Raw genomic sequence first — 26412 nt, 5'->3', positions numbered from 1 at the left:
AGTGATGAATTTGAAGTGCTTGGTTTACGGTGTAATATTGGCGATCCTAGAGGGGATAGCAGGATATATCTTTAACATACCTTATCTAACCATATTCGGTACTCTTTCTATTGTTTTTATTGTCTTGGCTGTTCTTATATCGGGGTTGGCAGTTAGTGGGGATAGACAAAGAGCTAATTTTCATTCTGAGACAAAACAAGAAAGGCGATTTAAAATACAAGGAACCTTAAATATTTTAATAATGGCGTTGCCAACTGTTATTATTTTTATAATATTGCTAATGATAAAGTGAAAGCTCCTTAGAAATGGAGCTTTTTTGCTTAGTTAAGATCGTAAGACCCCTATTTTTTCTCGAGGTAATACTCGAAAACCTTGATATATCATAGTCTGACTTAGTTTTGCCCTGAAAGTTCGGGGCAAAACTTTTTCATTTATAACATATCCATAAACAGAGGGAATGTGAAATCGTGTGGCAGCACGATTTTTTGTTTTTTATTTAAATTTTTCCAAATCTATTATATTTATTAAGGAGGTGATGCGTTGACTTTAATTGTTGAAAAAGTAGTTATCTTGAAAGAGATTGAAATAGAAGATACATACTAAAATGGCCTTTACCAAATTCAATTTTATTAAACAAGAGATTGTGTGGCGTGGCTAACAAAAATGTAGAGATTAACACGGTGTATATGAACTTTAGCTTTAGAAACGCCGCTTATTGTTTTTACAGCCATAATTATGTTTGTGGAGGGTTTGCTTGTTCATACACTGGTTTGATGATGGGTTACGTTAATTTTGCTAAGGCCAAAAGGTTATTAAGTGATACAGAAATACAAAAAATTAAAATTGATCCGTTTACGGGTCAGAAGTATATTCCATTGAAAAAAGTTAAAAGGATTCCATTATGGCCTTATACATATGAACAATCAGAATTTAAATATAAAATGAATCAATCTATTTGTTTTAAAGAATTTGATAAAGACATAGTAAGACCTGATTATTTAGATGAAGAATTTTTCTTTGCTTTATTGGAATCAAAAGGGCTCGATGTTAGTGAAGTTCGATGGTATTACGAATAATTTAGTTAGTTTGAACAAAAAAAGAAGGAGAAATTTGCCTTCTTTTTTTATAAATCCCCATCATCGTTTGTGTTATTAGTGCCTCCAATTGACCTCTAACGACATTATTAACCGCTTTGCAAAACCATCGAGGAATTTCTTTTGGATCGCTAAATACGTTTTTGTAGAGCGTTAGAAACCCTTTCAGTTCTAGAAGTGAAGGTGTTCATTAGATTATCTAGAGTGGCTCCAGAAGGGATGTAGGAAAACATTTGATAAATAAGGTGCTGCATCCTATACGAGAGTTCTTTTTCATCTTGGATTTGCTTTTCTAAATCTCTTTTTTCGTTTTTTAAATGGTTGATATCTTTGTTAGCTTTCTTTAAGTCGTTTAGTAATCTATGGATTTGTTTTTCCATAGGGATAAGAAAAGTGGATAGCTCTTTCTTATCTGAAGCATATTTATCTAGTAGGTCTTGAACATTGACAATATCTAAATTTTGACTTTCTGATAAAGAGAAACTGGTCATTTTAATGAAATTGAATTCGTCTATTAATTCTCTGCCGATTCCGTTATTTCCGGCAAGCACAAACATTATCGGATTTTCTTCGGTTTCATTCATCGATTTCATCGTCAATTTCCACAATCTTTCCATCAGGGTATTCTTTAAACATTTTGCCGTTTTTCATATATACGATGTAAGTATTAGCGATTTTCGCATCAATTCGCGCTAGATCTCCTGTTGTTTCTAAAAACTTTTCTACGGATTCTCGTTTTAATGCATTCTTAGCAACATTCCTCCGATTTTCTTTTTGATTATCTATTTTCTTCATTATAGTCAACTCTTTCTTTTTAGAATAAAAAAATAAATAAATCAAAGCATCTGAATATGTGTTTTTATATAGTTCTATTTGTATTATATACATTTGGGAATGAAAATTCCTTGAGCTAAGAAGAAATGGAAAATATCGATTTAACTTGTTTTATTTATATCTTATAACGCCTTTTATGATGAAGAAGGGCAAAACCTTTAAGATTTAAGATTTAAGTACCAATGGATTGTTATGCCCCCCACCCGTAGGTTAAGGATAGGGTTTCCCCAAACAGTTGTTTTTTTAACAGGGTGGGGTGGATAAGCAGGATTTTTTTTGAGAGTAGCGGTTTTCGTTAGCGGGACAAACAAACAGGAGACACAAAAAACAGTTCACTGAACGGGGTCGCCAAGACAGGTGTGAAAATTAAGTTCTGATCCTGTCACTAGTGGGGGACACACCACGAGCAGGAATAACTGATACCCCAAAGAGAATATCTCGGGCTTAGATTTCCCAACAGTAATCGTCCATATATATAGCGATCATCCTATTTTAAATCTAATTAAATAAGTGCTGTAAGCAAAATAAACAGTGTAAATGAAATTTTAGTTAAAAAATCTATTCAAATCTAATTTTTTTCTTTCTATGTCCGCAGCCGATTAGACATCTGTTATGAAAATAAATGTAAAGCCATAACAGTTAAATAAGAGGCTTAATTGTCTTTTTGCTTTAAGCAACTATCTTATCGTTACACACTATCCTAAAACCTGCTAGATTCGTATAATTCGTTCTTTGGCTATGCAAACAGTACCGTGGCGAATTCTTCGAATTCGTATGGCTTATAAATGAACACTTGGGGTCGGGGTTGTGTTATTAAATATAAAAAGAAAAAGAGCCTAGAGCTCTTTAAAATTTATATGTAACATTAATGTTAGATGTAAACGTTATGCTATCCAGATCAAGATGGAAGTTTTGTTTTAATGTGTGTAAAAGTTCTTTAGAAATGATATTTTCAATTTCAACGATATGTTTTGTTTTCGGGTTCCCAAGATGAACTTCGAATGAAGCCCCTTTTTTTGTTGTTCCTTTGTATTTAATATAAACGAGTACTTCGAATCGATTTAATATCTCTTCAGTTATATCATCGGTTGTTTTCTTTATATCCTCATAATGAAATACTTTCCCATCTATATTGTGTGGTGAATGTTTCGTCATATTTTTGTATGGTGTAATGATAAAAAAATAAACGATACCTGGTATAAGAATGATACATATTAACAGAGAATTAATTGCTTCTGAGTCGCTATTTAATAATTGGTTTCCTACGCCATAGGTCGATAAAAGAATTAATGAAACTGCAAAAATAGAAGACAATACAAATAAAATACTTGGCCACAAGCTAGGTTTTTTCTTCGCTTGAATAAATTCCATAAAACAACCTCTCTTCTTTTGATAATACATTAAGCTAAAATTCTTCTAAAAAAGAGTCTGGGCATCCCTGTACAGTTTTTTTGGGAGGGTAATAGAATGAAATTAGAACACTTAAAACTACATATAGGTTTAGTAAACAAAAAGCGACGTTTTTATATTGAAAACGTTGCTTTTTACATTATTATTTCATCGTGAACTAATCTCTGATTATAAAATCTCGATTAAATTCTTCAATACTAAAGTAATATTCCGTCATACCTTCATCTGGTACTATAAAGGTTACTTTCTCTCCATTTGTTTCTACGTATCCTAGTTGACCTGTTTTTAGATTTGTAACAGAAAAGTCCATATCTGTTTCAATATCCATATCTTCCAATCTGTTTTTTTCTACCTCATTTTTCTTTAGTTTTTCAAAATTTGACATTTCATTTCCTCCTAATACAAATTTTCTGTTTAGCGTTTTTATAACTCTTTAATTTTACCTTGTTTTTTTGTTTCTTGAAAAAAATTATAAAAATCAACTCTTCTTTATATTATAAGCTAAGGGTTTTTTCTGAAAAAAAGAGTCTGGTATTCCTGTAAAAGTTAACCTCTCAGGAACAAAAGGCAAATAAATCACTAAAACCAATAGGTAGTAATTAAATTGCAAACAAAATGCAACGTTTTTGTGTGGGAAACGTTTTTTTCTAACATTATCATTTCTTCGTGAACTAATCTCTGATAATAAAAATATCGATTAAATTCTTCAATACTAAAGTAATATTCAGGCATACATTCATCTGGTACTATAATTCCATTTATTAATTTTCTTATGTTTTTTCTCTTTTTTCAAATAATTAGTTAGAATAAAAATAATAGTAAATAACAATCAAAATGAAGTAAAGGAGAAATATCTTATGATAGGTTATCACGCAACTTCAATGGAAAATCGAGAGTCAATTTTAAATGAAGGGTTTTCAATAGAAAAACAAGGGGAAAATGAAAGTCATTTAGGTAACGGTATCTATTTGGCAAGTACAAAAACATTGGCCCGGCAATATGGAAAATATTTAGTTACTGTTGAGTTTGATGAAAGTAAATTATTTCACTTAACAGATTGGATTAAAGAGTACAGGGAAAAATGTAGAGAGGTGTTTAACAATGGTGTCGATGAAAGAGGTGTAAACAAAGTAGTTGGGGAATACTATAAAGAGTTTTATACTTCTCAAGGCTATAACGGTCTTATTATGGATGGCATCGTAGGGACATCAAAGGAAATAGTTATATACGATATTAAAAGCATTAAGAATATATATTAGTGAAACCATTTGGATTCAAATATAATACTATTTGGATTCCATATAATACTGTGAAAGAAATAGGAGGATATTAAAACTTATTTTCTTTGGTATGACATATAGAAATTTTACAAAATGAGAAGAGACACTTTTGTCTCTTTTTTTATTTAGAGGGTACTGTCGAGTGCTGTAGAGAAAAGCGTAAAAAAGGTACAAAAATTCATAATTACATTAAGCGGTACGAATGGACAAGGTTATAGAAAAAGGCGATGAAATTGGACTGCATTCCAATTTTCGATATTCTTCGAGTAAAAGGTAAAGCCAAAATTGACGCTGAACAGATTGAAAACGATTTGCTGGAGGCGATGGATGGAACAAAAAACTGCTCTTGAAAACTCTAAATACCGAGTCAAAGATAACGATGTTGTGTGCGGTAATAAAGGTGGCGGAAGACTGATTATGGCGTATTACATCCTGGAATTAAGGAATTACATAATTAAATGGTTTCTCCTATTTGAAATCTGATTCATATGATAAATACATTCAGTATCGACGCTTATTGTTTAATCATAGCCAATAATGGTAAAATGATACTGAAAAGGAGTGGGATCAATTGGGAGGATTTTATTTCTTTGGCGGTTTGATTTTGGCGTTTTTATTAGGTCTCGGTTTATTGTCTTTTGGAGTTTTTGCGCTTTGGAAGCTTTTTAAAGCGTAAAGGTGGAGGCAGATTCGTTTGAGAGGCTGCCTTTTTGTATTATAGATATCTATTTGCTTCACAAAAACTTTTTACAACGCCAACATCTTTCCACTTCTTGCAAGCTGATGTGACGCCCCAATTATAAAAATCCTCAGTAATTTTAGCGGCTAATTCCCATCCCACAAAGGCAGCTAAACCTGCTAAAAATGCAACAACTGCTACAGGAAGAAATTTTACTGAAAAGTCGTCACCTTCTAGTAATTTTGCAACTGCTGCAAGTTTTTCGGAAACGACATTCTTGAAAAATAAGTTGTTTTGGTTGATTTCACTTTTGGTTAACTGACCATCTGTTTTATCAGTGTCAATTTTATATGTCCCGTTCTCTATAACTAGGGATTTTTCAATTATTTCTTGTTTTTGTTTGAATTCTGTTGATTGAGGATCTACATTGGTAGCTTTGGCTGAAGAAAGTGAAACTGAGATAACTAACGCAAAGGCCATAAGGAACGCGATTTTCTTAAAATGTGTTTCGATCAATTTCATTTTTTCATCTCCTTAGTAGATAAATAGTTTTGGTATACAAATCCTACGGTATCACAAATGATCCTTTAGAATCTTGCCAAGTTACTCCTAAGATAAGATTTTTTGGTTGCGGCGGCTTATATGGGGTACTTCTCGATGCTGTAGAAAATGGTATGTAAAAACACAGAAATCCTAGAGGTTTCCCTCTAGGATTTCGAGTGCATTGCTGTGATTAAATTGTGCTAAGTAATTATATAATACACTATGTATTATTGCAAATTGGTGTGATAAATATGTCACACTTGGTGGTTACTGGTTCTTACAATCAAGAGCAAAGGAATTGTTTATATAAAAAAGGGCCATTTTTTATACTCGGCTTATATGGGGGTGATATGTTGTCTGGTAGAATAAGGGAAAAGACTAAGTGAGGAGTTGCTACCAATGAGTGAACAAACAAAACAAGAATCTATTGGATATATAGTGAAAGGGATGATGGATTCTGCTATTCCAGCTAAAGCAGTGAAGAAAGCTATAGATCTGCTGTGGGTGATGGTTCCAGATCAAAAGGATATTACGAACTATGATACATCGAACTTTGCTGTTTTTGTTTGTGAAAAATTAGAGTTGGATAATGAGTTGATTCGTGATATTAATTCATCTGTATATCGGGCTTTTGATGATACGCCTGTAGAAGGAGCAGGAGAATACTTTAGAAACTTTGTTTCTTTGGTTATGCCGTATAGAAATTTTGAAAAATGAAAAGAGAAAAAAGGGGTCATTTTTTTTTAGCTTATATGGGGGGTACTCCTGGGCGTCCTAGAAAAAAGCATAGAAGCACACAAAAATCCTAGAGGTTTCCCCCTAGGATTTCGAGTGTTTTGCTGTGTTAAATTGTTGCAAAAAAATATGGTTGAGTTAATTATATCCTACATTACGTATTATTGCAAAATGTATGGGTGTGACATATTTATCACACTTATTAGTTAGCCGGTTTTCAACAGCGGAATTAATGAATTTGGGTTTTTGCTCAAAATCAAAGATTTTGAATTATAATCTATTCAGCAAGGAAATAATACGACTGCCTTGCTGTTAAAGAAACCTTGCCGTTAACAGAACGGATTTAAAAACTCGACATTTGCCAATATCAATTTTTAAATCCTTCTTCGTAATGTCGTAGAATTGATCATCAATTATTGCCCCCTCGTCAGGGGCTTTTTTATTTCTGTTTTTACTAGGTGGTCACTTTCTTATTTACATCATATCTATATAAATTATGGGGGTACTCTTGGGTGTTGTAGAAAAAGGTCCATAAACGCACAAAAATCCTAGAGGTTTCCCCCCAGAACTTCTGTGCACAGAAAAGATCTTAATAAGTAGGCTGCCGCCTACTTACGGTTACAGAAGAAATGAAGAAACACGCAGATGGTGGTTGTTGTAAAGAACCTGTATGCGCTGAATGTAAAAGTGAATGCTTCTTTGAAGGACAATAAAAGTAGTAAAGTTGAATAAAACCGCAACTTCAATATGTTGCTTTTTTAATACAAATTGAATATTGAATTTTTTAAAACCCCCGCGAGTTTCCGGAAAATCTTTCGATAAATCACCTATGATATAATTGTCAATAGGTTAAAGGAAAACACTTGTAAAAAAGTAGGTGTTTATTATAAAAAATCTGAGTTTTGGAGAAACTATTCGCTTTCTTAGAAAAGAGAAAAAGAAAACAATAGAAGAAATGGCTGCTGTTATAGGAGTTACCCAAAGCTATCTTTCAAGAATAGAGAGGAATATGCAAAAACCATCAATTGAAATAATTGAAAAAATTACTTATTATTTGGACGTTCATAAAGCATTTTTGTTTTTTAATGAGGGAAACCAAGATCATTTATTTACTCTGAAAAGCATCTCAATAGACGAGCTCAAGGAGTTAAATATAGTACGCGATAACGGGGAGAGATTAACAGAAAAAGAATTGCAATGGCTTATTGACTCCCTGAAACTGTTAAAGGATTAAGGGGTTGCCGTAAAACATACTTGAACTAAAAAAGTGCATTGAGATATAGAATTATCTTCATAATTGGATTTTGAATTAAATAAAAAATCCTTTTTTTATTTAATCCAAAATTTTGGTTATAATGTAATCAGAAATAAAAACAGAAGGGTAATGATAATATGAGTGAAATTTTAAATTGTAAAAAGATCGAAACGGCTATTAGTAGAGCAGAGAAAAAACTTATTACAGAAGCTAAGGAAAACGGATTATACGAAAATTTTGGACAAAAAGAAATTAGAATGATTAGGGATAAGTTTATTAACATCTCAGATTATAGTAATGAAATGAATGCTAAAAGAAATATGTTAGAAAGCTTTTCAAAATGGTGCCGGAGTGTAAGCCTTTCGGAAATCAAAAGTTATCCCCGAAGAGGAAATGGAGGAAGGGATGCGTAGGATAAGAGAGAAAATCGGAGGATATAACTCCCACAGACGCGATGATACAGAAAAGAGATGTAATAGATGAGTTGGGGGGTATCGCCAGATGCGACAAATAAAGAGAAATTAAAGGCTGAAATGGCTGATTACTTAAATGGTTTAAACTCAACAGGAGAAATAAGTTTTGAAGTATATAGTGAAGCATTTGATTTCTCTATGAAATTACTTGACAAAATGTATGACTTAGGAAAGTTTGAAAAACGAATAGAAGGTGGCGGAATTATGAATACATATTTTTATTCGCACAAGGGCTTTGATTCTGATGGTTGTTACACTGTCCTAGCGAAGGCTGAAAACCAAAAAGATGCTTTTGATATTATCGGGGAACGTGTTGGTTCTAGTGTGAAACGCAATATAAATATTGATGATATTCAAGTGTTAAAATTCGATGATGACAATGCATTTGTTATTGATTGAATCTGAATAAAACAACAATTTTATACATATTGGAGGAGGGTGGAGTGATGTGGAAAAGTGGAAGTGTCTATCTAACAAGTAAAGACAGAGAAGTAATTGACGAATTAATTCAAATGTACTATGTCGCTATAAACCCCGAAGAGGAAATGGAGGAAGGGATACGTAGGATAAGAGAGAAAATCGGAGGATATAACTCCCACTAATAAAATTTTGAAAAAGACCCGATTTCTAAATCAGGTCTTTTTTTATTTTCAGGATTTTTTTAAATATTTATGTTGATGTGAAATTTGCCTGTTCTCAACAGAAGTGACCTATGTTAGACTCTTGTTATAAAAATTTCCAAATAAGGACGTTCACATTCCTTTAAAGAGGCCGAGTGAGAAATGTTGTGTAGTATTAAAGAAATAAGGGGGGTATAGAATATGAATAAATTTGGACTGTTTTCAATTCTTACTGTATTGAGTAGCATTTTATTATTTTTTATTCTCAGGGGATCAAATGCTGATTTATTTTTAATCATTGTCATTCAAGGTTGCCTTTCATTGCTTGGAATAATATTTGCAGTTGTTTCGAAGAAGCGGGTGCCTGGAATAATTGGAGTTGTGTCTAATAGTGCAGTGCTAGTCTTTGCATTTTTCTTATTGTTGGCCAAGGGAATTGGTGGTTAGCTTTCACCTTGAAAACAAAAGGACATATAGAGTTTTTACTTTTTGCAAAAGAAAATAAATAACCTGTTTTACATAATTTATATGCTTGGTTTTCGAATAAAAAAGAATCCTTTACGTTGAAGTAAAGGATTTTTATTTTTTTACACTTGTTGAAAAAATGGGCTTAAAATATTTAAAACTGTTTTGAAAGGGTGGAAAAAATGAATCGTACCTGTTATGCAGTGATAATGGGTAGAAAACCTGGCATATATAAAACCTGGGATGAGGTATTGGAGCAAACTCGAGGTTTTATGGGTGCTTCTTTTAAGAAGTGTTGTAATCGAGAAGAAGCTTTGAAAGTAATGGGGATTTCAAATGAAAAAGGGTTTAAGGAGCTGGAGGTTAGACAAGCGGAACTTCTTTCGGAGAGGCTAAACCTTTCGAGTATTTATGTGGATGGAAGCTTTGATTCCAAAGCGAATATTTATGCTTATGGAATAAAGGTTGTTGAAAGGGGAGAGGTTGTTTATCAAGATAGCGGAGCTGAGCAAAACGTTGAAATTGGGTTGACGATGGGGAGTTTAGCTGCGGAGCTAAAAGCTTCAATGAAAGCTTTGCAATATGCTGCGAATTATAACAAACGAAATATCATTATTTATTATGACAATTTAATGATACATAGATTGTTGGATGGATCCACTTCACCAAAAAACAAATATCAACAGCAATATATCGATTTTGCTAGATCATTAATTGATAAACATCATATTAGAGTTGACTTTTCTAAAGTGAAGGCACACAACGGAAATAAATATAATGAATCCGTTGATAAACTTGCGAAACAGGCTATGAAAGAAAAAAGAAGTGAACTAAGAGGTTATCCTAGTATAGATGATTTGTCAGCAATGGATAGAACTATAGTGTTAAGTCTTTATTATAAGAACATACAGCACTATAAAAATTGCGGCTGTAACTTCAAGACGGTTAAAAAGAGAATGAATGAAATCGTCTCGAGTACTTTAAACCAATCACAAGAAAAAGGTATAGCAATCAATAAAGAACAGATAGAGAACTATATTAATCAAAATGTGCGCTATATAAAGGCCAAATTTAAAAAGTTTAAGCCTTTGAATAAGCCTAAGTCAAAGGAAAAGAAGAAAAAAGATTACTTTGTTGAGTATGCGTTGAAAGAAAAAACAATGTTAACTTGCTGGTGTCATCAATTTATCTTTGAATATAAAGAATTGAATTTTAATTTTAATAAAGTGATAAGAAATCTCTCTGTAATTGCAGACAAAGTGGTAAACAGGGCATCTAAGGAAAAGATCAAGGTACTTAGATCTCGTATTATGTCATACATTATGGAGAACTATGATACGTTTAAGAAAAAGTATGAAGAATATCAAGGAAATCCAAATCGAAAAAAGAGAGATGCCATCAACTTAGTTGATAAATCAAAAAATGACATTATCAAACCAAGCAAGAATAACTGGGGATCAAAACATATTGACGAATTAAATCAAAAGGAGAGAACAACAGTTTCTAATGTAGGCTACGGTTTAGTGTTTACGTATTTAAATGCGGGGAACAAATTAAAACTGACTACGAAAAAGAAAAAACAATATGTAAATGAATTCTCTAAAAAGTTAGTAATGGATGCGAGAGAAAAGGGTATTAACATTTCTATACTATCCGCAAAAGACTTTTATAAAAATAAAATAGAAAGAATTAATAAAGCTTATAAAAAAAATCTGAACAATAGGCTTCGGAGTATTGTGGTTTAGTAAACTATATTTTGAAAAAAGTCCTCATAATTTTTGAGGGCTTTTATTTTTTACACTTATATATCACTATCAAATAAAATTAAAATAAGGGGGGATAAATAATGTGTATTGAATACAACAATCAAAGCGATGAAGAGTATGAAAACTTAAGACCACCGGCAAGAGGAATTATGCCTCGAGATATTTGGGAATCCAAACGGATAAAGGAAATAAAAACAGCTATGGACAGAAAATTATCCGCAAAAGAAAAGATCCCTCAAGAATGGATAGAGGAATACAATGATCTTATTAATCGTGTGAATACAAAGGAGAAAGAAATGAATAATCGATTTGAAAAAACAGTTGAGGTTTTAGAAGGTGACAATGTAAGCAAAGAGATGAAGTTATACTTTTTATTAGATTTATTATACAACGATGAAATAAGCCTTAATAAGGCTAGAGAGTATTGCACTAAAATTGGACTGTTTTCAGATCATTGGGTCTCGCTCGAATTAAAAACTGGAGATTTGCTGAACGGTTGTATTTCAACAGAAAACCAACAAAACGTTAAATATGAGTGCTCTGTATGTAATTCGATGTATACAGAATTAGAAAAAGCTAACGAATGTTGCTGGGATTACTTACATACAAACGGAGAAAAAATAAAAGAATTATTGAATCGAAATGCAAAAAGTTGGGGTAACGTTTCGATTAAAACATTTGAGCAGGATATTAAAACTCTAACAGATTATGTGAGAGTCCAACAAGAATTAATCAAGAGGATTGTTGGATAGGAATTTATTTATTTGTCAAAAAAAATGTAGTATTCCATTTAGAAATAAATTCGGATAATAAGAAAGGTGTTATACGTGGATCAAGATCAAATCCTTAAATTATTAAAACAAGACCAATTAATTGAGATTATTGAAATTCAGCAACAAGAATATGAGGAATTAAAAAATGCTGTAACAAAATTTATACAAAAAAACTTTTCGCCTGGACGAAAAAGTGATAGAGAAGACTATGCACAATTGGTCAGTTGCAAGGATATTTGGGATTTAAAAAAGGCCATTGAAAAGGGATAAAAGAACTTGGAGGGATCTTCTTGGAAACAAATAAGTTATCAATAGAGAAAGTAAAGGGATTAATCAGTAAAGAATCTTATGAAAAATTAGCAGCTGAAGGTTACGAAGTGGTTAGTCTTTCATATTTAAAAGAGCAGCAAGAGAAAATTGAAGAACTAGAAGCAACAGTTATAAATATGACGATGAGAGCTAGAACGAATTTGAGTGCTTTTCGTAACGTATCGAAAGAGAATGAAATTTATCAAAACTTCGCAGAGTCTCTAAAAAAAGTTTTGGAGATCAATCAATTTCATCAAAGCTTTGAGGTAGATGAAGAATAGAAAGGGGGTAACTAATGACCCTGCTGCCTGATGAAGAAAGTAAAGGTATTCATAGATATAGTGCATTTCCTTTAAATCATAGATCTAATGTAGACAAATATAAAGAAGCTTTAAAACAGATTGAGAGATACATATATGAAAGGGATACCATCCCTACAGAAGATCGAGAAGTTTTGCAGAGATTGATCGTGTTAGCGTTAGAAGATGAATTGTACAAATAGATTTAAGTGTGAAGTCCTTATTAACGAAGAGGAGAGATAAAATGAGTATTAATGTAATTACTGGAGCTACAGCAACAGGAAAATCATCATATTTAAAGAACAAAATCGATTTTTTTCTAGGAATAGGAGAAAATAAAGAAGTGATAGTCTTAGAATCATTTTTTGAATATGTTGAATGGTTGCAAGAATACGAAAATCAAATTGTTGACATTGATTTAAGCAGGAAACCTAATATTTTTGAACTTCGTTTCGATGAAGAGGTTTCTCAGAAACGACGTCAAAAAGAATACGAGGAACATTTGAATGATCTTAAAACTTACATTGAATATGTGTGTTTTGGTGGTAATCATTTGAATAAATCTGAGGCCGATGCGAATCGATCGGACATAATTATGGAAATTTTAAAGACGATGTATGAAAATCAAGGTGATTCAAGAGAACTCTTAACTTATATAGACTTTTTTAAAGTTGCAGAAGAAATATTAGTAAATCAAAAGAAAAACGAGACTTTATTTGAAAAAATGAAAGTTAAACGAAATAAATTTAAAAACGAGAATTTATTAGAAGAGTTATTTATCTACGGAACAAAAAAAGAATTTCCACAATTAAATAAAAAAGCAACGATTATCAATATTAATCCGAATGCGAGAAATAAATATGATGATGCTATTTTCTTTATGTCAAAGTATTTAAAGAACGAAGTGGAAAAAAAGTTAGCTGATAATAAAGACTTAATGATTATATTTGATGAAGCACAATGGATGGATGATCTAGTGAGAGATGTATTTATAAAAGGTGTAATGGATAAAGTAGAAATATTTATATCTTGCCACCAATGGGACTTCAAAGAAAGTTATAAAAATATTAAACACAATGTTTATAGAATGCTGCGTCCAGTGGTGTAACCTTCTAGTTAAAGAAGTTGTTGACTAAAGGATCGATAACATAAGGAGGTAAAACAATGCCTTTGAAAATGGTGGTAGGGGATGCGCGTAGAGGTAAAATAACATCTTATCTTAAGAAACAAATAGAACTTGTTTACAAAACAGAAAAGGAAAAAGAAATTATTGTTATTGATCGAAAAAGAGAATATGTAAATTGGTCAAAGGGATTTGATAGCCAGATCATAGAGGCTGATATAACCAGGAAACCTAATATTTTTGTATTCAAACCCGTAAGTATGAATCAAGAGAAATATGAAAAGGAATTCAGCGAACACATAGAAGACCTATGTGAGTTTATTTATGGGTTGATATGTAAGCACATACCCCTCGATAGGGGATTGAAAAAGTTAGAAAATGAAAAAAAAGAGACGATTAAAGAATCGTTATTAAATATATATAAGGATATAGGAGAAAGTGGATCATTAACATTTGAAGTATTACTTGATGCCATTGCTATAAGGGATAAAGAACTCTATAAAATGATTGAAGAAAAATCCATAAAGATAAAATTTGAAAGTATATTGGAAGAAATTTTTTTATACGGCCATCCATATGAGCTGCCTAAGTTAAATAAAAGATTGAACGTTATAACTGTCTGTGATAAGAAACCTAATTTTTACTCCTCTTCCATATCAAGATTTCACTTAATGCAACATTTAAAAAGAGAGATTAGGAGAAAAATCGAAAGGAATAAAAACTTAGTAATTGTATTAGCCGATTTAGGTGACTTGAGTTTGGATGGATTATTGTTGAATGACATTTTAAAAGAGAATTTAAATCAAATAGATGTTCATATAACTTGTAGTGACTTAGAAAGATTCGAAAATTCAAATAAAGAATTAAATGAAAAAATAATGAGATATTGTTTATTAGATTTTCGATCAATAAATGGATCTAGATTTCAAAAACAGATCAAACTAGAACCTGAAGACTTTGAAAAAGGGGTAATCTCAGTTAGGAATAAAACGAGGGATTTTAGATTTTTACAATTAAAAAACACAGGACGAAGAACGAAGAAAATTTTAAGAATTGCACAGTGGAAATCTAAAATGTATTTACTGAAATTGAAATATCCCGAAATGGGCTACTATGAACGTATGTGTAGAGTTGCTGGGTATTCTGAACAAGACATAAATGATATGGTGAATGAGGCTATTAATACTCTTGATTATGATAAAGATGATCCAAGTATTCGGGAAGAAATATGCCAAGATGAAGTAAGCTATTGGGAATGAACTTAGTAAATAATTTCTTATTTGCATTGATGTGTAAGTGGTCAGGTCACATTTAGCGCTTTATGAGTACTTTTTTATCGTATAAGAGGTGGATGTGTTGAGTAATTTTTTAAATCGAGTTGAAACACCGTTTTATATTATCGAAACCTTTTTGGATGTGGAAGAAACATCTCAGTATGCCTATCAAATTCACGGAAAAGTTGTGTTCAAAGATGAAAATTTTAAGAAGTATGTTATAAGTTTTGAAAATATGGACTCTTTGTATATAGGTTATTCATACCACTATGGAAGCATTGTGATTGCCAGGGATGATATTTGGCGTGCAGATACATATATCGTTTATCAAAAATTAAAGGATATATTTGATGGTAACATATTTGTTGGAGCGGAAAATTATAGAGAAATCAAAAAGAAAAACAAACAATTAATTAGGGCATTGAATATTCATTTAAAATATAAAATGAAAAAATATAAACGAATTTTGAAATTCAAAGAAACAAATATAATATAAAAAAACAAGACCGAATAATTTTTGGTCTTGTTTTTTCGTTATGTAGATATGGTTAGCTAACGGAATCGTTGCATTCTTTGCAAAGTAAAACAAAATCCATCGTTTTCACTTTGAAATTTTGATTATGTAATTTAGGCTGAAGCCCTTCCTTTGTGCTAACAAGGACAATTTCTAATTTGTTAGGGTTTTCCGGTATGTAACCACAAGTTAAGCAATGAACATTAACGCCTTTTTCCATAGGGGTCAAAGTCATTGATTCTTCTTTGGCCATAACTCCTGAACGATTTCCGTTGCTATTAAATACTTCTATAAGTTTCATTTGTCTAACTCCTTTGTTTCAACGAACTAAAAAAGATTATACACTCATTTTTTAAAAAAATATATCTTTTTTTAAAAAAATAATTTATAATCAAAAACAAACAAAGGAGATGAAAATAATATGGTTATTACAATATTGCCTGTGGATTTTAGTAATCGAAATTTGTATTATAAATCGCGTCCTATCAATAAAGAGAAGAATAATAAGGTTATCGAAGGATCTGATTTTAAAAGTGTTTTACAAAAGGCAGTGGAAAGAGTAAATCCCAAGTAAAAAGCATTATTTCAAACATATTTTAAACAATGAATACATAGGAAATAAGTTTTTTTATTTTTCAAGATTAAATATTTAATTTAAATTATACTCTTAAAAAAGAAAGATAAAGGGAGATAAAAAATAATGAATATGAATAATCTTGAAAAATTAAATCTAAATGGAATTGCACAAAAAATTATTAAAGTTGCAATGGAGCACTCTGAAGAGGGTAGTGATCTTCAGAAAGAATTGTTATCTATCGTTGAAATGGTTGACAAGGAACAGAGTAAGGCTGGCGAAATTAAAAATGCTTTTTATTTATTGTTAAGCAAAATGTAAAAGTACAACACATAAAAATGGAGCGTGTAAGATGAATACTTTAAAATTGCTAAAAGTTCAAATTGAACAAATTGTGTATGTAATGCCTTTATCCTGGGGAAAAGAATATGAGCCAATTAAATATATTGTTACAAAAATTGATGAAACGGGGATTTATGCCCGTCCATTTGAAACATTAGGAAATGAGAAGCAATTTGACAAAGATACTTTCGCATACAAAGGGCTATTTGATGATTACAAAATGTTTCTTAATAAGGAAGAATACATTGAGTTTTCTAATAAAAAGGTGTTTGAAAGAGAGTTTAATCAATGTAATGATGATCGAAAAAAGATCCGAGAAGATATACAGGAGATATTAAAAGGTATTAATACAGAGGAATTAAGTAATTTGTTGGGTGCGATTCGATAATTTTGGATCCTAATAATCGAGATTAAGCTGCAAATTTAATTGCAGCTTTTTAAAATTTTTGATTAAACTTAAATGTATTTGTCGTATTAATGAGTACAAAAATAATTTTTTATCTTCTATAATGAAAATAGAGCTTAATTTATCGTTTGAAAAATAGTAGTTTATAGGAGTGTTAAAGTGGAAAATGAAATTGACATTATAAAAGAAAGTGGATTTACTAATGTAAAGTGGTATGATGAAGATTTAGATTATACATATTATGATGCTAATCTAAACGATGCGCAAGTAGAGGTAAGAGTTAGTAACGAGAAACTTGAATGGCGTTATCTTGGATATAAACACTTAGATGATATTGAGTGGTATGGGTTGCGATCGAGTGCAGCAGAAAAAGATAACGATATCAATATCAAAGAAGAAAGTTGTGCTTCGATGGATTTAGAAGATACTGAAGTTGTTATAAATGAAGAGGATTACTTTGATAATACCAATGAAATTGCTGACGAAGATATTAAGATTAACATATTGGTTAATTTTTAAACAATAAATGTAATGGTTGTTTGTTTTTTAAAATTAGACAGATATACACTATAAAAAACACGACCTATATACAGGGCGTGTTTTTTATTTTAAAATTTTTGTTTAGTTAAAAATAACCCACTTTAACAAGCTTATATGAGGAATCGTTGAAGTCTACGAATAGTTCTTCGTTCTTTCTATATATAGCCTTAGTTTTCGCTCGGATCCTTTAGTAATTTGTTGATCTTTCAGGGGTATTCACTCATTAGATGATCTATTTTCTCGGTTAGTATAGTGAACGGATGTATTAGCTTGGTGTTTTTTTGTTAGACTTAATCATTATACGTTAGGACGTTGATGAATCAACGTCTTTTTTGTGTAGTCGTATTCTTTCAAATGGAATGTGCCCTTAAGACCTTTTTATTTCCTGATTGTGTAATCCATATTGAAATTATAATCAAAATTGGTATAATTATCCCTATGATTACTGATCTGAAAATTGAATAAATTTCATAAGGAGACTTAATGCAAATATGAACCCTTTAATTAGCGTTGTGATACCTGTATACAATGGAGAAAAATTTTTAAGAGATTGTTTAGATAGTGTTTTGAGACAAACTTTAGAGGACATAGAAATTATTGTGGTGAATGATGGTTCTTCGGATTCTAGTGCAGACATTATTGGACATTATGCAAAAATAGACAACAGGATTATTCCGATAAATCAAGAAAATCAAGGTCCCGCAACAGCAAGAAATAATGGCATTAAAAATTCAAAAGGAGAATTTATTGCTTTTCTTGATTCTGATGATTGGGTTGAACCTCAAACATATAAAGAAATGTATGGAGCAGCCGTAAAGAGTCAGGCGGATATCGTGTTTACTGATATTGTCTGGGAATATGAAGATCAAGAAAAGTGTCGTATACATAGTTATTCTGTGAATGCGAATAGGCCGATTAATAGAGACAAGATCAAAGAAAAAATCTTGATTGATTTTTTATATAATGGTTCTTATGGTGGTGTGTGGAAGTTATTTAGGAGACGTTTCGTTGAATCTAATGATATTAAATTCCCAAAGGGGAAATACCTAGGCGAAGACTGGCTGTTTAATTTAGAAGCTTTCACATATTGCGATACTGTATATTATTTAAATAAGCCATACTATCATTATAGGCAAATAAATCAGACTAGTTTGATGAGAAAGCACATACCAAATCTATATGATTCATATATAAATAGCGATACTTTAGAATGGTACGCGAAAAAATGGGGGATTTTCAATGAAGAAATTGAAGTAGATCTTGCAAGAAGGAAATGTTATATTGCGGTCAACGGTTGCATACAAAATGAATTTAAACCGGGATGCAAAAAAACAGTGAAACAAAAATTAGATGTAATATCTAAAATTGTGAATCACCAAAGCGTTAATAAAGCTGTTGATATTTCAATGCAGAATGAGAAAAGGTTCTCAAGAAAGTTTTACTTAATGCTTATAAAGAAAAAAATGGTTGTAATCTTATTCTTGATTGGCAAAATATTGTCTTTGAGATCTTGAATATCTAAAATGGAATTTCAACGATTCCGTTGAACTGAGAATAAAAAAGTCACTTAATTTAAGTGACTTTTTAATTTTAATTCAATATTTATAGTGTCTAAAACTTCTATAAATTGGCTTAATCACAGGAATCATAGCTTTTGTAAACAATTTTTCGTATGTCTATTCTTGATATGTATGTTATCGTGCTTCATAAGATGAAATAGATAATCGTTTAAGTCATCATTAAGCGTCGGGTGACTTGCAGAACTTCAGTATGTCATTCTCAGGTCATATCGTACTTACGAGAAAATACCAAAGTAGATCAATAAAATCGAGTAACAATAAAAGAATAGGCTAATTAATGAGAATATTTCATATTTAATCCATTATTTACTAATGGAATCGAAATACGGCTTTCTCTATGATTTTGTTTTAATCCTTATACACACTTTTTATTAAAAAAGAAGAAAAAAACAACAAAGATCAAAAAAGGCACATATTTTCAGATAAAAAGAAAATCCAGAATATAATAATGAAAAAGAAGTATTGAAGGTGACTTAGTTGAACAAAGAAGAATTCGTCAAAAGATTAAAAATGAAAAATGCAAAAGGATATTTGGTAGGGGGGTATGTTCGTGACAAGATCATTAGTGAATTAGAACAAAAAGATTTCCAATACAAGGATAGAGATTATGCTGTTTCTGGACTTACTGTATTGGAATTTGAAGTATTATTCCCAGAAGCGAAAAAAATCGGTGCGGAATCTTTAATTCACAAAAACGGTGAGATTGTTAAGGAAAAAACACCGGTCTATTTATTAGAAATTGATCAGGAAGTTTCTGAAGTCGCATTGGTAAGAAATGAAATCAAATCGGGCAATGGGCATAACGGTTTTTCTTTTGTGTATGAAAAACAAACAACGATAATTGATGATCTGAAAAGACGGGATTTTACAATGAATGCTATGGCGATTGATTTAGATACAAGTGAATTGATTGATCCTTACGGAGGAAAAGAGGATATACAAAACAAACTAATAAGAGGGATATTCATTGAGGAAAAGATTGAAGGCTTGCAAGAGAATGAAATTAAAGTTGTTAACGGAGAATATTGTATTGAAATGGACGGAAAAACGTATTCTTGTAAACTTCCCCAGGATCCATTAAGAGGGATTAGGGCTGGAAGATTTGCTTCAAAACTAGGTTTTACAATTGAGCATAATACATTAAAATGCTTAGCAAAATTACGCAAAGAAATTGATTACCTGCCAATAAGTAGAGTGTATGAAGAAACAAAAAAAGCAGCGATTGGTAAGAGGCCTGATTTGTTCCTTCAAACTATGAAAGAGTGTGGGTTACTTGAAAAAATCTTGCCAGAAGTGGGTCGATTAAATGAATTTGAACATTCACCAGGAAAGCATCCGGAAGGGAATGTTTTTGAGCACACTAAGCAAGTTACGTTAGCTGCTTCCATATTGACAAAAAAAATGCACCCGAATTATTCTAAGGGACTAGAAAATAATGTGGTATCAGCAATATTTCACGATGTAGGAAAAGCCGTTACTCAAACATTCGACCAAGATTTAAATAGATACAGATACATTGGCCACGAAAAAGAAGGGATCCCTATTGTTAAAGAATTCTTAAAACGATGGAACATCAACCATTGGAAAGACCATATGGAAACTATAACTGAACACCATATGATGATGCATCTTAACTTTAGAAAGGTTAAGCCGGCAAAACTTTTGTATAAATTCTTAGGCGGCATAAAGAAAAAGCAATTTCAACAAGAAGAAATTAAATTGTATGAAGAATGTTTTGTCACTTTGCAAGGGATAAAAGACAATATGAATGACTTGGACTCATACGTCTCTTTACTGTTGTCTAAAAAATATGTGGTGACAAGATTATTTAAAAACTTGCCTCTTAGATTTAAAGAAGAGGTTAGGAAGAAAACGATAGACAAAAAAGAATGGAATCTTATTAAGAATTTGAGTAGTGATGAAAAGATAAACTATCTTAAAGAAAAAGCAATTCGTTCTGGTATGTTTAACACATATTATTATTACTCAAAAGATGCAGGAATTAACGATAAGATGGACTTATCGAGCTTTTTAATTGTGTGTGCGGCCGACTCAATGGGAAGGCTAAAGAATAAAGAGAGTGTTGTTCAGGTTTTTGAAGAGCTGGCTAATATATATATTTTAAATGCGGTTGAAAATAAAAATAAAATAGAAAAAATGGTTTGTTCCTTGAAGGAAAAGTATGATCTGCTTGATACTTATGTAGAAGATGTTGAGTTATTACTGGACAACGATCGTTTAATAAGAGAGTTCTTTAACAACAGAGAAAACATCCAAGCAACTGTATCTAAAAAGGAACTGTTTAATCAAGGATTGCAAGCGGATGATGTAGAGTATCATTATCAAGAAAACATCAGAAAACAAGAAATACAAATATTTAAAACGATTTTGAAATTATCGTGAATATATTTATAAGGTGAGGCGTTGCGCCATCACCTTATTGTTTTTTCTAATACAGAACTAACTTTCTGAAAAGATTTAGGCATTAAACATACCTAAAAGATTCGCTTAAATGAATTACCTCGCGGAATCCGTCGTAAATTGTCTTACCATTTACAGAGATGTCATTTATGATCTTTGAGAAAAATATCTCTAATGTATTGTAATAAAAGTGGTTGCTCGTGTAATTGAGATTTTTTAGAATTTCAGTTGAAAGTAGTTGATTTAATTCTTCTTTTAAGAGTGCATTTGTACAGGCATTGATAGAATTGATAGCGTTTTCAAAAGCTTCGAAGCTTAACATACGATTACCTCCAATTTTATATGTAAATATTTAATGAAAAATGAAGCTATTAATATGCTTCATTTTTTTATGTTGTTTTGAATCTTATTCAGATTTTGTTTCAGTAGTCGATTCAGTTACTGGTGTTTCTACAACTGTTTCAGTAGTTTTAAGTTTTTGATTTGATCTGCTCAATGCAAGTGATCCAGCGATGATAACCAAAATACTTGGAACTATGAGAGAAATATTAATTACTAAAGTAATAATACCTAAAGTAAGCAACCAAATTCCACTGTTATGTAGTGATTTTTCTAGGTTAGAAGGAATACTTTTGATTAAAGTGAGTATGAATGCTGCTAATGTGATCGCACTCTGTACGAAAGCGAAGAAAACTCCAAAACCGATAGCATCGTCAGATAATGAGCCTGAATAGTCATAACCCATTAATCCATCATAAAATCCTGCCCAAAATCCTGTTCCAGTTGCAAACCAAGTGAGGGATCCAACGAGACCTAGAATTGATCCTATAAGTCCTAAAACAAATATTGATGTATGCTTTTTCATTTTGTCACCTCTTTTTCATAAACTTTTAAATTATAGACTGTATTTTTCACAAGTCAATAAAAGTAAAACGAAAATGAGAATTACTAATATGTAATAATGGAATGTGTTCGAAATTTAGGATTTAAACAAAAGAAGAACGCAGATTTTAAAAAACGAAATCTACGTTCCTATATTGTTCAAAAGTGAACGGGATACGAGTAAGATAAAGAATTTTTGTTTTGTTTGTATTCTTTGTTGGGTTTTATAATGACTTCTTTTACAGACTGTTTACTTTGGAATTTAGGATCTTTGCTTCCATCGTAATATATTGGGTTGGCCATATTTATCATCTCCTTGCTTTAAAATTATTTGTATTATAACGACAGAAATGAAATTTGCTATCAAAATGTTTAAATTTAAGAAAGCATTAAAAAAGCGAATTGAATTTCAATTCGCTTTTGTTTTTATGAAATAAATTCGATTCTAGGTTCTGCGTCAGCTCCGGAGATGGAGAAAATACCTTCTAAACCTAAATCTTCTTCTAAAATCATTGCAAGTGCTGATTTGCAGTCGCAGCCCGAGTTGCTCATATCCTTTAAAATTTGGTTTTCTAATTTACTTGTCATATCATTTAAAGATATGAAGTTTTCGCTATAGTGTTCTTTAAAAGAAGATAAATAATCATTTAAATTTCCTCCTTTAAATTCTTCGCCAATTGTAACTGTCCAAGAATGTTCTGGGTCAGTTAAAGTGTAACAAAAGTACTCACTGATTAATCCTTTTAAAGATGAATCTAACATATCAAAAGCAATTTGTGCGTCATTTTGATTTCTTAAATTCGCTTGGAATTCCTCGGATAATATTTGTTCGAGAATTTCGGGACCTTCAATTGTTCTTTTTAGGATCTTTTCGAATTTTTCGACAACCAATTTTCTGTCCATTGTTAATCATCCTTTTCTAATGTTTTTTATAAGAAGACATAGCATAGTGTGTAGGTTGATAATATGTCTTGTTTTTAATTGTTTAAATCTTAATGATCTTCGAACCAAGAGTCGCCGTTCGTCCAATCGATATTATACAATTCTTTGAGTTTTTCTTTTAATACATTGGGTTTCTCAAAAATATAAGTCGTATCGGATTCATCAGGTGTTCGGCTTTCAGCAATACATTCTGCAATAATTTGCTGATAACTGTCAGTGCCGTATAAATCCATTAGATTCGTAATAGAACTATAACCAAATGGTTTAATTTCGTTGAGAATTTCTACTTCTGAAAAGTCATTAAGGTTAATGTTATTTTCTTTGATGATATATCCTCCATAGTTAGGATCAACTTCGACAATAAGGAACTCACTTTCTGATTTTACTTCAACCCATTGTGGTACCAAACCGTCATCTGTAATAAAAAATTTTTGCTCACTATTGATTGTTTGATTCATTTTTATTACTCCTTTTCCTGGTCTAAATCTTTGATATAATCAAGTGCATAATGATTAGTGCTAGAAACCATATCGACTTTAAGGTCTGGATCTCCGCCAAACTCATAATCCTCTAATACCATTTCATTTGAAGTAATTGAAAATTTTTTGGCTATGCTTTCCTTAATGAGGACAACGTCAGAGCCAATTAAGTATTCTCTTAAGACTTCCCAATCTTTTTCTGGAACGATTTTCGCAATTGCCATAGTACAACAACTTCCTTTCGATTTTTTTATATTATAATTCTAATTTTTAAAAACGGATAAAAAATTTTTTTTAATTATAATTCAGATTTAGAGCTAAAATAAAAACAAAACAATTATAAAGGGGTAACAGAGAATGAAAAAAATATCAGAAAGAGAAAGATTAATGCAAGAAGCAAAAGACTTTGTGTCCTTTCCGCCTGTAGATTTAGAAGATATGACGAATGAAGAAATTAGGAAACGGAACGAAATAATAAAAAAGACGTTCGAGATGGCATTTGGAGAAGAAGGGGGCAACGACGATATTTAAAGTTGAAAGCAGACGTAAGGTATTTGACCTTGCGTTTTTTTGTTAGGGATAATCCAATATCTTTAGATAGCTAATTCGGTTAAGAAGGAGGTGTTTTTAACACAGACATCAAATGTAATAAGAAAGAAAAATAAAAGGGGCGTAGAACAAATGAACATAAGAATTTTTATGTATGGAAATAAAAACCTTGCCTTTTCAATATTAAAAGAAGACGTTGTTTCCGAGTGGGATAAAGTAGCAGTATGCAATCTGATCGAATTGCTATTAAAAAAAGGGGGCCACAAGGTAAACTATTATCAAGAAAAATTAGATGAAATTCTAAAAACAACAAATTATAATCCGATTGCTTTCAGAGTGGTTAATCAGAATTTGGTTTATTTCGATCCAAGTAAATATTTTGAGTTAATGGATGATCTGTCTAATGAAAATTTCAAAGAGATTTTCGAAGAATATTGCAAAAAAGATAAGATAAAGTAGATAAAGGTTTTTGTTTTTTTTTAGATGACTTGACTGAGATAAAAAGTGTATAATACGATTGTATTAACAGTCTATAATGTAAGCTGCTATTGGAATGAACAATTTGGCTGAATGTTATGCTGTTTTTTATTATGTAAATTAAAGAACAAAGCCAAGTAAAAGGGTGGGAGCTTTTTCTTGGTATGTAAGAATTGGATTTCACTAAGTCTGATTTTATGGAGAGGAACGCCAAGATGTAGGAGTCTGGGGCGTTCTTGTTTTTTTATTAAACTGATTGATTTTCAATGTGAAAAAATGTATATTAAAGGTAAGCTTCTATTTTGTGATATGCAATGATCTTGTAAACCTTTGATCACTTAAGGGTTAATAATTAAGATTTTTGCATAAAATATAAAAAGCCAGAGTGGTGCCACACTCTAGCTTTTAAAAATTGAAGCTACCTATAATGTCTTGTCGGACGGATATTTCGTTTATATCTTTTATACGGCTTATTCCTCCGTTGTTGACACAAACAGACTTTAGACACTGCAATGTCTTTTGATTTGTTTGTGTCTTTCTTTTTAAATTATTCTTTAATCCTTAGCGGGCGTTGCTAAAGCTTGTAGACTCTGAATAGTTCTCGAGGCATTTACCTAACGAATTTAACCCAGTTACATTCAGTCTGGTCTGAGCAATTAAAATATGCCCTTGTTTGAGAATATCATTATCGAATTTGACGAATAGACTTTATTCCTTAGGTCGGGGCTCATAAGGAAAGGTCTTTTTTTATTTTTTTAAAAAATTTTTCATAAAACTCTAAATTATGATTTATAATTTTAAAAATCGTAATGGAGGGAAATAAAAATGAATAATATTGTAATTGTAATTAATGATGGAAGCATTGAAGAGGTCTTGACAGATAAGAATAAGTTACCTGTTACAGTAATAGATAAAGATATTGAAGGGTTAGATGAAGAACAGATTAGTCTTGTTGACGAAGAAGAATGTTATGTCTGGAATGGAATTAAAGAAACTGAAGTTAAACCTGATAAAGTTGAAAAGATTTTTGAAGAGTCTTCTCGTACTCTTTTAGAAAACAATGAAGAAAAGATGAGAGATTATACAATCGAACTTTATTTACAAAAGTATTTAGATCTCCAAGGCGTGGAACTAACAGAACAACAAAAAGAAGAAGCTAAAAATGGAATTAAATATTGGTTCCAAAACACAATTGGTGATGCATTATCAGATTCTGTGCAGTCTGTGATTAAATAAAAACAAAAAATAGACATCTATTAATTTAGATGTCTTTTAATTTAAACGCAAAGAGATTAGATATAGCATATTGTTGTTGTAGATGAAAGATTGAGTAGGTGGAAAAGATCTGAATATGATCGATATAGTTATGTTTTGTTATAAGAAAGAGAAAAGAAATAATCAATGGATATGGTTGAGATAAAAGGGGATTTAAAGACAAAAAAAGAGACAATTTTAGTCTCTTTTTTGAAAGGTTTAAATTTTAATTAAAGATTGCCTCTTGTCCGTTAATAATACATTCTTCTTCATATTTTTCGCAAAGATTATCAATTGTTTCCTCGATCTCTTTTTCTGTTTTTCCTTCCATTTTCATTTTGTTTACAAGATCTGAAGTATCCTCGTAATTATAATTATGTAGATAGTCAAAAAAAGTCATATTCAACACTCCCTTATTTTTCATATTACAAACCAAAATCTGAAATTTGGTTAAATTAATGAATTTATGGTTAGCCAAATTGCAATTCAATTTTTAAAGAATCGATTTGCAATCTTACCT

At 31.2% G+C, this 26412-nt stretch carries 39 protein-coding genes; 27 read left to right on the top strand and 12 right to left on the bottom strand.

The window, feature by feature from the left end:
* Positions 1-4 precede the first annotated feature (4 nt).
* Positions 5-292: a DUF5316 family protein gene (locus AAGG74_RS16520; RefSeq protein ID WP_429676855.1), complete on the top strand. Its 288-nt coding sequence runs from the start codon at positions 5-7 to the stop codon at positions 290-292.
* A 358-nt stretch (positions 293-650) separates the two neighbouring features.
* Positions 651-1076, top strand: a complete 426-nt coding sequence (locus AAGG74_RS16515) for a hypothetical protein (protein WP_429676301.1) — start codon at positions 651-653, stop codon at positions 1074-1076.
* Positions 1077-1225: 149 nt separating this feature from the next.
* Here AAGG74_RS16515 and AAGG74_RS16510 read toward each other — a convergent pair whose 3' ends face one another.
* From AAGG74_RS16510 to AAGG74_RS16495, 4 genes are all read right to left on the bottom strand, one after another.
* On the bottom strand, positions 1226-1687 hold the full coding sequence (locus AAGG74_RS16510; RefSeq protein ID WP_429676300.1) for a hypothetical protein: 462 nt from the start codon (positions 1685-1687) through the stop codon (positions 1226-1228).
* Complete coding sequence (locus AAGG74_RS16505) at positions 1671-1889, bottom strand: hypothetical protein (RefSeq protein ID WP_429676299.1); 219 nt, start codon at positions 1887-1889, stop codon at positions 1671-1673. The genes AAGG74_RS16510 and AAGG74_RS16505 overlap by 17 nt, the downstream gene beginning before the upstream one ends.
* Positions 1890-2774: 885 nt before the next feature.
* Complete coding sequence (locus AAGG74_RS16500; RefSeq protein ID WP_429676298.1) at positions 2775-3299, bottom strand: hypothetical protein; 525 nt, start codon at positions 3297-3299, stop codon at positions 2775-2777.
* 196 nt (positions 3300-3495) lie between these two features.
* The gene (locus tag AAGG74_RS16495) at positions 3496-3723 is read right to left on the bottom strand and encodes a hypothetical protein (RefSeq protein ID WP_429676297.1); all 228 of its coding nucleotides are present in this window, start codon (positions 3721-3723) and stop codon (positions 3496-3498) included.
* Positions 3724-4195: 472 nt separating this feature from the next.
* On the opposite strand from AAGG74_RS16495, the gene AAGG74_RS16490 reads away from it, so the two are divergent.
* Positions 4196-4597 (top strand): hypothetical protein, encoded by a 402-nt coding sequence (locus AAGG74_RS16490; protein WP_429676296.1) that lies wholly within the window; start codon positions 4196-4198, stop codon positions 4595-4597.
* A gap of 348 nt (positions 4598-4945) precedes the next feature.
* Positions 4946-5101 (top strand): hypothetical protein, encoded by a 156-nt coding sequence (locus tag AAGG74_RS16485; RefSeq protein WP_429676295.1) that lies wholly within the window; start codon positions 4946-4948, stop codon positions 5099-5101.
* A gap of 232 nt (positions 5102-5333) precedes the next feature.
* Here the strand turns inward: AAGG74_RS16485 and AAGG74_RS16480 are convergent, their stop codons facing one another.
* On the bottom strand, positions 5334-5819 hold the full coding sequence (locus tag AAGG74_RS16480) for a hypothetical protein (RefSeq protein WP_429676294.1): 486 nt from the start codon (positions 5817-5819) through the stop codon (positions 5334-5336).
* 420 nt (positions 5820-6239) lie between these two features.
* Here AAGG74_RS16480 and AAGG74_RS16475 point away from each other — a divergent pair, with 420 nt between their 5' ends.
* The 14 genes from AAGG74_RS16475 to AAGG74_RS16410 all read left to right on the top strand — a co-directional run bounded on the left by AAGG74_RS16475 (position 6240) and on the right by AAGG74_RS16410 (position 15428).
* A complete protein-coding gene (locus AAGG74_RS16475; protein WP_429676293.1) occupies positions 6240-6557 on the top strand; it encodes a hypothetical protein in 318 nt (105 codons plus the stop codon).
* A gap of 895 nt (positions 6558-7452) precedes the next feature.
* Positions 7453-7809, top strand: a complete 357-nt coding sequence (locus AAGG74_RS16470) for a helix-turn-helix domain-containing protein (protein ID WP_429676292.1) — start codon at positions 7453-7455, stop codon at positions 7807-7809.
* Positions 7810-7967: 158 nt separating this feature from the next.
* Positions 7968-8243, top strand: a complete 276-nt coding sequence (locus tag AAGG74_RS16465; RefSeq protein WP_429676291.1) for a hypothetical protein — start codon at positions 7968-7970, stop codon at positions 8241-8243.
* 66 nt (positions 8244-8309) lie between these two features.
* Positions 8310-8702, top strand: a complete 393-nt coding sequence (locus AAGG74_RS16460) for a hypothetical protein (protein ID WP_429676290.1) — start codon at positions 8310-8312, stop codon at positions 8700-8702.
* Between the two features lie 47 nt (positions 8703-8749).
* Entirely contained in the window at positions 8750-8905 is a 156-nt protein-coding gene (locus tag AAGG74_RS16455) for a hypothetical protein (protein WP_429676289.1), read from the top strand.
* A 219-nt stretch (positions 8906-9124) separates the two neighbouring features.
* Positions 9125-9370 (top strand): hypothetical protein, encoded by a 246-nt coding sequence (locus AAGG74_RS16450; protein WP_429676288.1) that lies wholly within the window; start codon positions 9125-9127, stop codon positions 9368-9370.
* Positions 9371-9570: 200 nt separating this feature from the next.
* A complete protein-coding gene (locus AAGG74_RS16445) occupies positions 9571-11133 on the top strand; it encodes a ribonuclease H1 domain-containing protein (protein WP_429676287.1) in 1563 nt (520 codons plus the stop codon).
* Between the two features lie 101 nt (positions 11134-11234).
* Entirely contained in the window at positions 11235-11906 is a 672-nt protein-coding gene (locus tag AAGG74_RS16440) for a hypothetical protein (RefSeq protein WP_429676286.1), read from the top strand.
* A 75-nt stretch (positions 11907-11981) separates the two neighbouring features.
* Positions 11982-12197, top strand: a complete 216-nt coding sequence (locus AAGG74_RS16435; RefSeq protein ID WP_429676285.1) for a hypothetical protein — start codon at positions 11982-11984, stop codon at positions 12195-12197.
* A gap of 20 nt (positions 12198-12217) precedes the next feature.
* Complete coding sequence (locus AAGG74_RS16430; protein ID WP_429676284.1) at positions 12218-12517, top strand: hypothetical protein; 300 nt, start codon at positions 12218-12220, stop codon at positions 12515-12517.
* Positions 12518-12531: 14 nt separating this feature from the next.
* Complete coding sequence (locus tag AAGG74_RS16425) at positions 12532-12738, top strand: hypothetical protein (protein WP_429676283.1); 207 nt, start codon at positions 12532-12534, stop codon at positions 12736-12738.
* Positions 12739-12779: 41 nt separating this feature from the next.
* Positions 12780-13643, top strand: a complete 864-nt coding sequence (locus AAGG74_RS16420) for a hypothetical protein (protein WP_429676282.1) — start codon at positions 12780-12782, stop codon at positions 13641-13643.
* Between the two features lie 56 nt (positions 13644-13699).
* A complete protein-coding gene (locus AAGG74_RS16415) occupies positions 13700-14917 on the top strand; it encodes a hypothetical protein (protein WP_429676281.1) in 1218 nt (405 codons plus the stop codon).
* 97 nt (positions 14918-15014) lie between these two features.
* Positions 15015-15428 (top strand): hypothetical protein, encoded by a 414-nt coding sequence (locus AAGG74_RS16410; protein ID WP_429676280.1) that lies wholly within the window; start codon positions 15015-15017, stop codon positions 15426-15428.
* Positions 15429-15480: 52 nt separating this feature from the next.
* Here AAGG74_RS16410 and AAGG74_RS16405 read toward each other — a convergent pair whose 3' ends face one another.
* Positions 15481-15747 carry a hypothetical protein gene (locus AAGG74_RS16405; protein ID WP_429676279.1) on the bottom strand — a complete coding sequence of 89 codons (267 nt, stop codon included), beginning with the start codon at positions 15745-15747 and terminating at the stop codon, positions 15481-15483.
* A gap of 120 nt (positions 15748-15867) precedes the next feature.
* Between AAGG74_RS16405 and AAGG74_RS16400 the strand changes: the two genes are divergently transcribed.
* The 6 genes from AAGG74_RS16400 (at position 15868) to AAGG74_RS16375 (ending at position 21291) form a co-directional block, all read left to right on the top strand.
* Positions 15868-16020, top strand: a complete 153-nt coding sequence (locus tag AAGG74_RS16400) for a hypothetical protein (RefSeq protein ID WP_429676278.1) — start codon at positions 15868-15870, stop codon at positions 16018-16020.
* A 126-nt stretch (positions 16021-16146) separates the two neighbouring features.
* Positions 16147-16341 carry a hypothetical protein gene (locus AAGG74_RS16395; RefSeq protein WP_429676277.1) on the top strand — a complete coding sequence of 65 codons (195 nt, stop codon included), beginning with the start codon at positions 16147-16149 and terminating at the stop codon, positions 16339-16341.
* A 31-nt stretch (positions 16342-16372) separates the two neighbouring features.
* On the top strand, positions 16373-16750 hold the full coding sequence (locus AAGG74_RS16390) for a beta barrel domain-containing protein (RefSeq protein ID WP_429676276.1): 378 nt from the start codon (positions 16373-16375) through the stop codon (positions 16748-16750).
* 177 nt (positions 16751-16927) lie between these two features.
* Positions 16928-17287 carry a hypothetical protein gene (locus AAGG74_RS16385; RefSeq protein WP_429676275.1) on the top strand — a complete coding sequence of 120 codons (360 nt, stop codon included), beginning with the start codon at positions 16928-16930 and terminating at the stop codon, positions 17285-17287.
* A gap of 512 nt (positions 17288-17799) precedes the next feature.
* On the top strand, positions 17800-18822 hold the full coding sequence (locus AAGG74_RS16380) for a glycosyltransferase family 2 protein (RefSeq protein WP_429676274.1): 1023 nt from the start codon (positions 17800-17802) through the stop codon (positions 18820-18822).
* Between the two features lie 543 nt (positions 18823-19365).
* The gene (locus AAGG74_RS16375) at positions 19366-21291 is read left to right on the top strand and encodes a tRNA nucleotidyltransferase/poly(A) polymerase-related protein (protein WP_429676273.1); all 1926 of its coding nucleotides are present in this window, start codon (positions 19366-19368) and stop codon (positions 21289-21291) included.
* Between the two features lie 424 nt (positions 21292-21715).
* Here the strand turns inward: AAGG74_RS16375 and AAGG74_RS16370 are convergent, their stop codons facing one another.
* The 5 genes from AAGG74_RS16370 to AAGG74_RS16350 form a co-directional block, all read right to left on the bottom strand.
* Positions 21716-22174 (bottom strand): hypothetical protein, encoded by a 459-nt coding sequence (locus AAGG74_RS16370; RefSeq protein WP_429676272.1) that lies wholly within the window; start codon positions 22172-22174, stop codon positions 21716-21718.
* Between the two features lie 176 nt (positions 22175-22350).
* Complete coding sequence (locus AAGG74_RS16365; RefSeq protein WP_429676271.1) at positions 22351-22494, bottom strand: hypothetical protein; 144 nt, start codon at positions 22492-22494, stop codon at positions 22351-22353.
* 123 nt (positions 22495-22617) lie between these two features.
* Positions 22618-23094: a hypothetical protein gene (locus AAGG74_RS16360; protein ID WP_429676270.1), complete on the bottom strand. Its 477-nt coding sequence runs from the start codon at positions 23092-23094 to the stop codon at positions 22618-22620.
* Positions 23095-23183: 89 nt separating this feature from the next.
* Complete coding sequence (locus AAGG74_RS16355; protein WP_429676269.1) at positions 23184-23591, bottom strand: hypothetical protein; 408 nt, start codon at positions 23589-23591, stop codon at positions 23184-23186.
* Positions 23592-23596: 5 nt separating this feature from the next.
* Positions 23597-23836, bottom strand: a complete 240-nt coding sequence (locus AAGG74_RS16350; RefSeq protein ID WP_429676268.1) for a hypothetical protein — start codon at positions 23834-23836, stop codon at positions 23597-23599.
* Between the two features lie 133 nt (positions 23837-23969).
* On the opposite strand from AAGG74_RS16350, the gene AAGG74_RS16345 reads away from it, so the two are divergent.
* The 3 genes from AAGG74_RS16345 to AAGG74_RS16335 all read left to right on the top strand — a co-directional run bounded on the left by AAGG74_RS16345 (position 23970) and on the right by AAGG74_RS16335 (position 25874).
* Positions 23970-24143: a hypothetical protein gene (locus AAGG74_RS16345; protein WP_429676267.1), complete on the top strand. Its 174-nt coding sequence runs from the start codon at positions 23970-23972 to the stop codon at positions 24141-24143.
* A 150-nt stretch (positions 24144-24293) separates the two neighbouring features.
* Positions 24294-24620, top strand: a complete 327-nt coding sequence (locus AAGG74_RS16340) for a hypothetical protein (RefSeq protein WP_429676266.1) — start codon at positions 24294-24296, stop codon at positions 24618-24620.
* 843 nt (positions 24621-25463) lie between these two features.
* Positions 25464-25874 carry a hypothetical protein gene (locus tag AAGG74_RS16335; protein ID WP_429676265.1) on the top strand — a complete coding sequence of 137 codons (411 nt, stop codon included), beginning with the start codon at positions 25464-25466 and terminating at the stop codon, positions 25872-25874.
* A 244-nt stretch (positions 25875-26118) separates the two neighbouring features.
* Here AAGG74_RS16335 and AAGG74_RS16330 read toward each other — a convergent pair whose 3' ends face one another.
* A complete protein-coding gene (locus AAGG74_RS16330) occupies positions 26119-26292 on the bottom strand; it encodes a hypothetical protein (RefSeq protein ID WP_429676264.1) in 174 nt (57 codons plus the stop codon).
* Positions 26293-26412: the final 120 nt, after the last annotated feature.

The organism is Bacillus mexicanus (assembly GCF_050445615.1).
Classification (GTDB): domain Bacteria; phylum Bacillota; class Bacilli; order Bacillales; family Bacillaceae; genus Bacillus; species Bacillus mexicanus.
The sequence above is the reverse complement of the archived record's forward strand: the minus strand, read 5'-3'. Positions and strand labels throughout refer to the sequence as shown.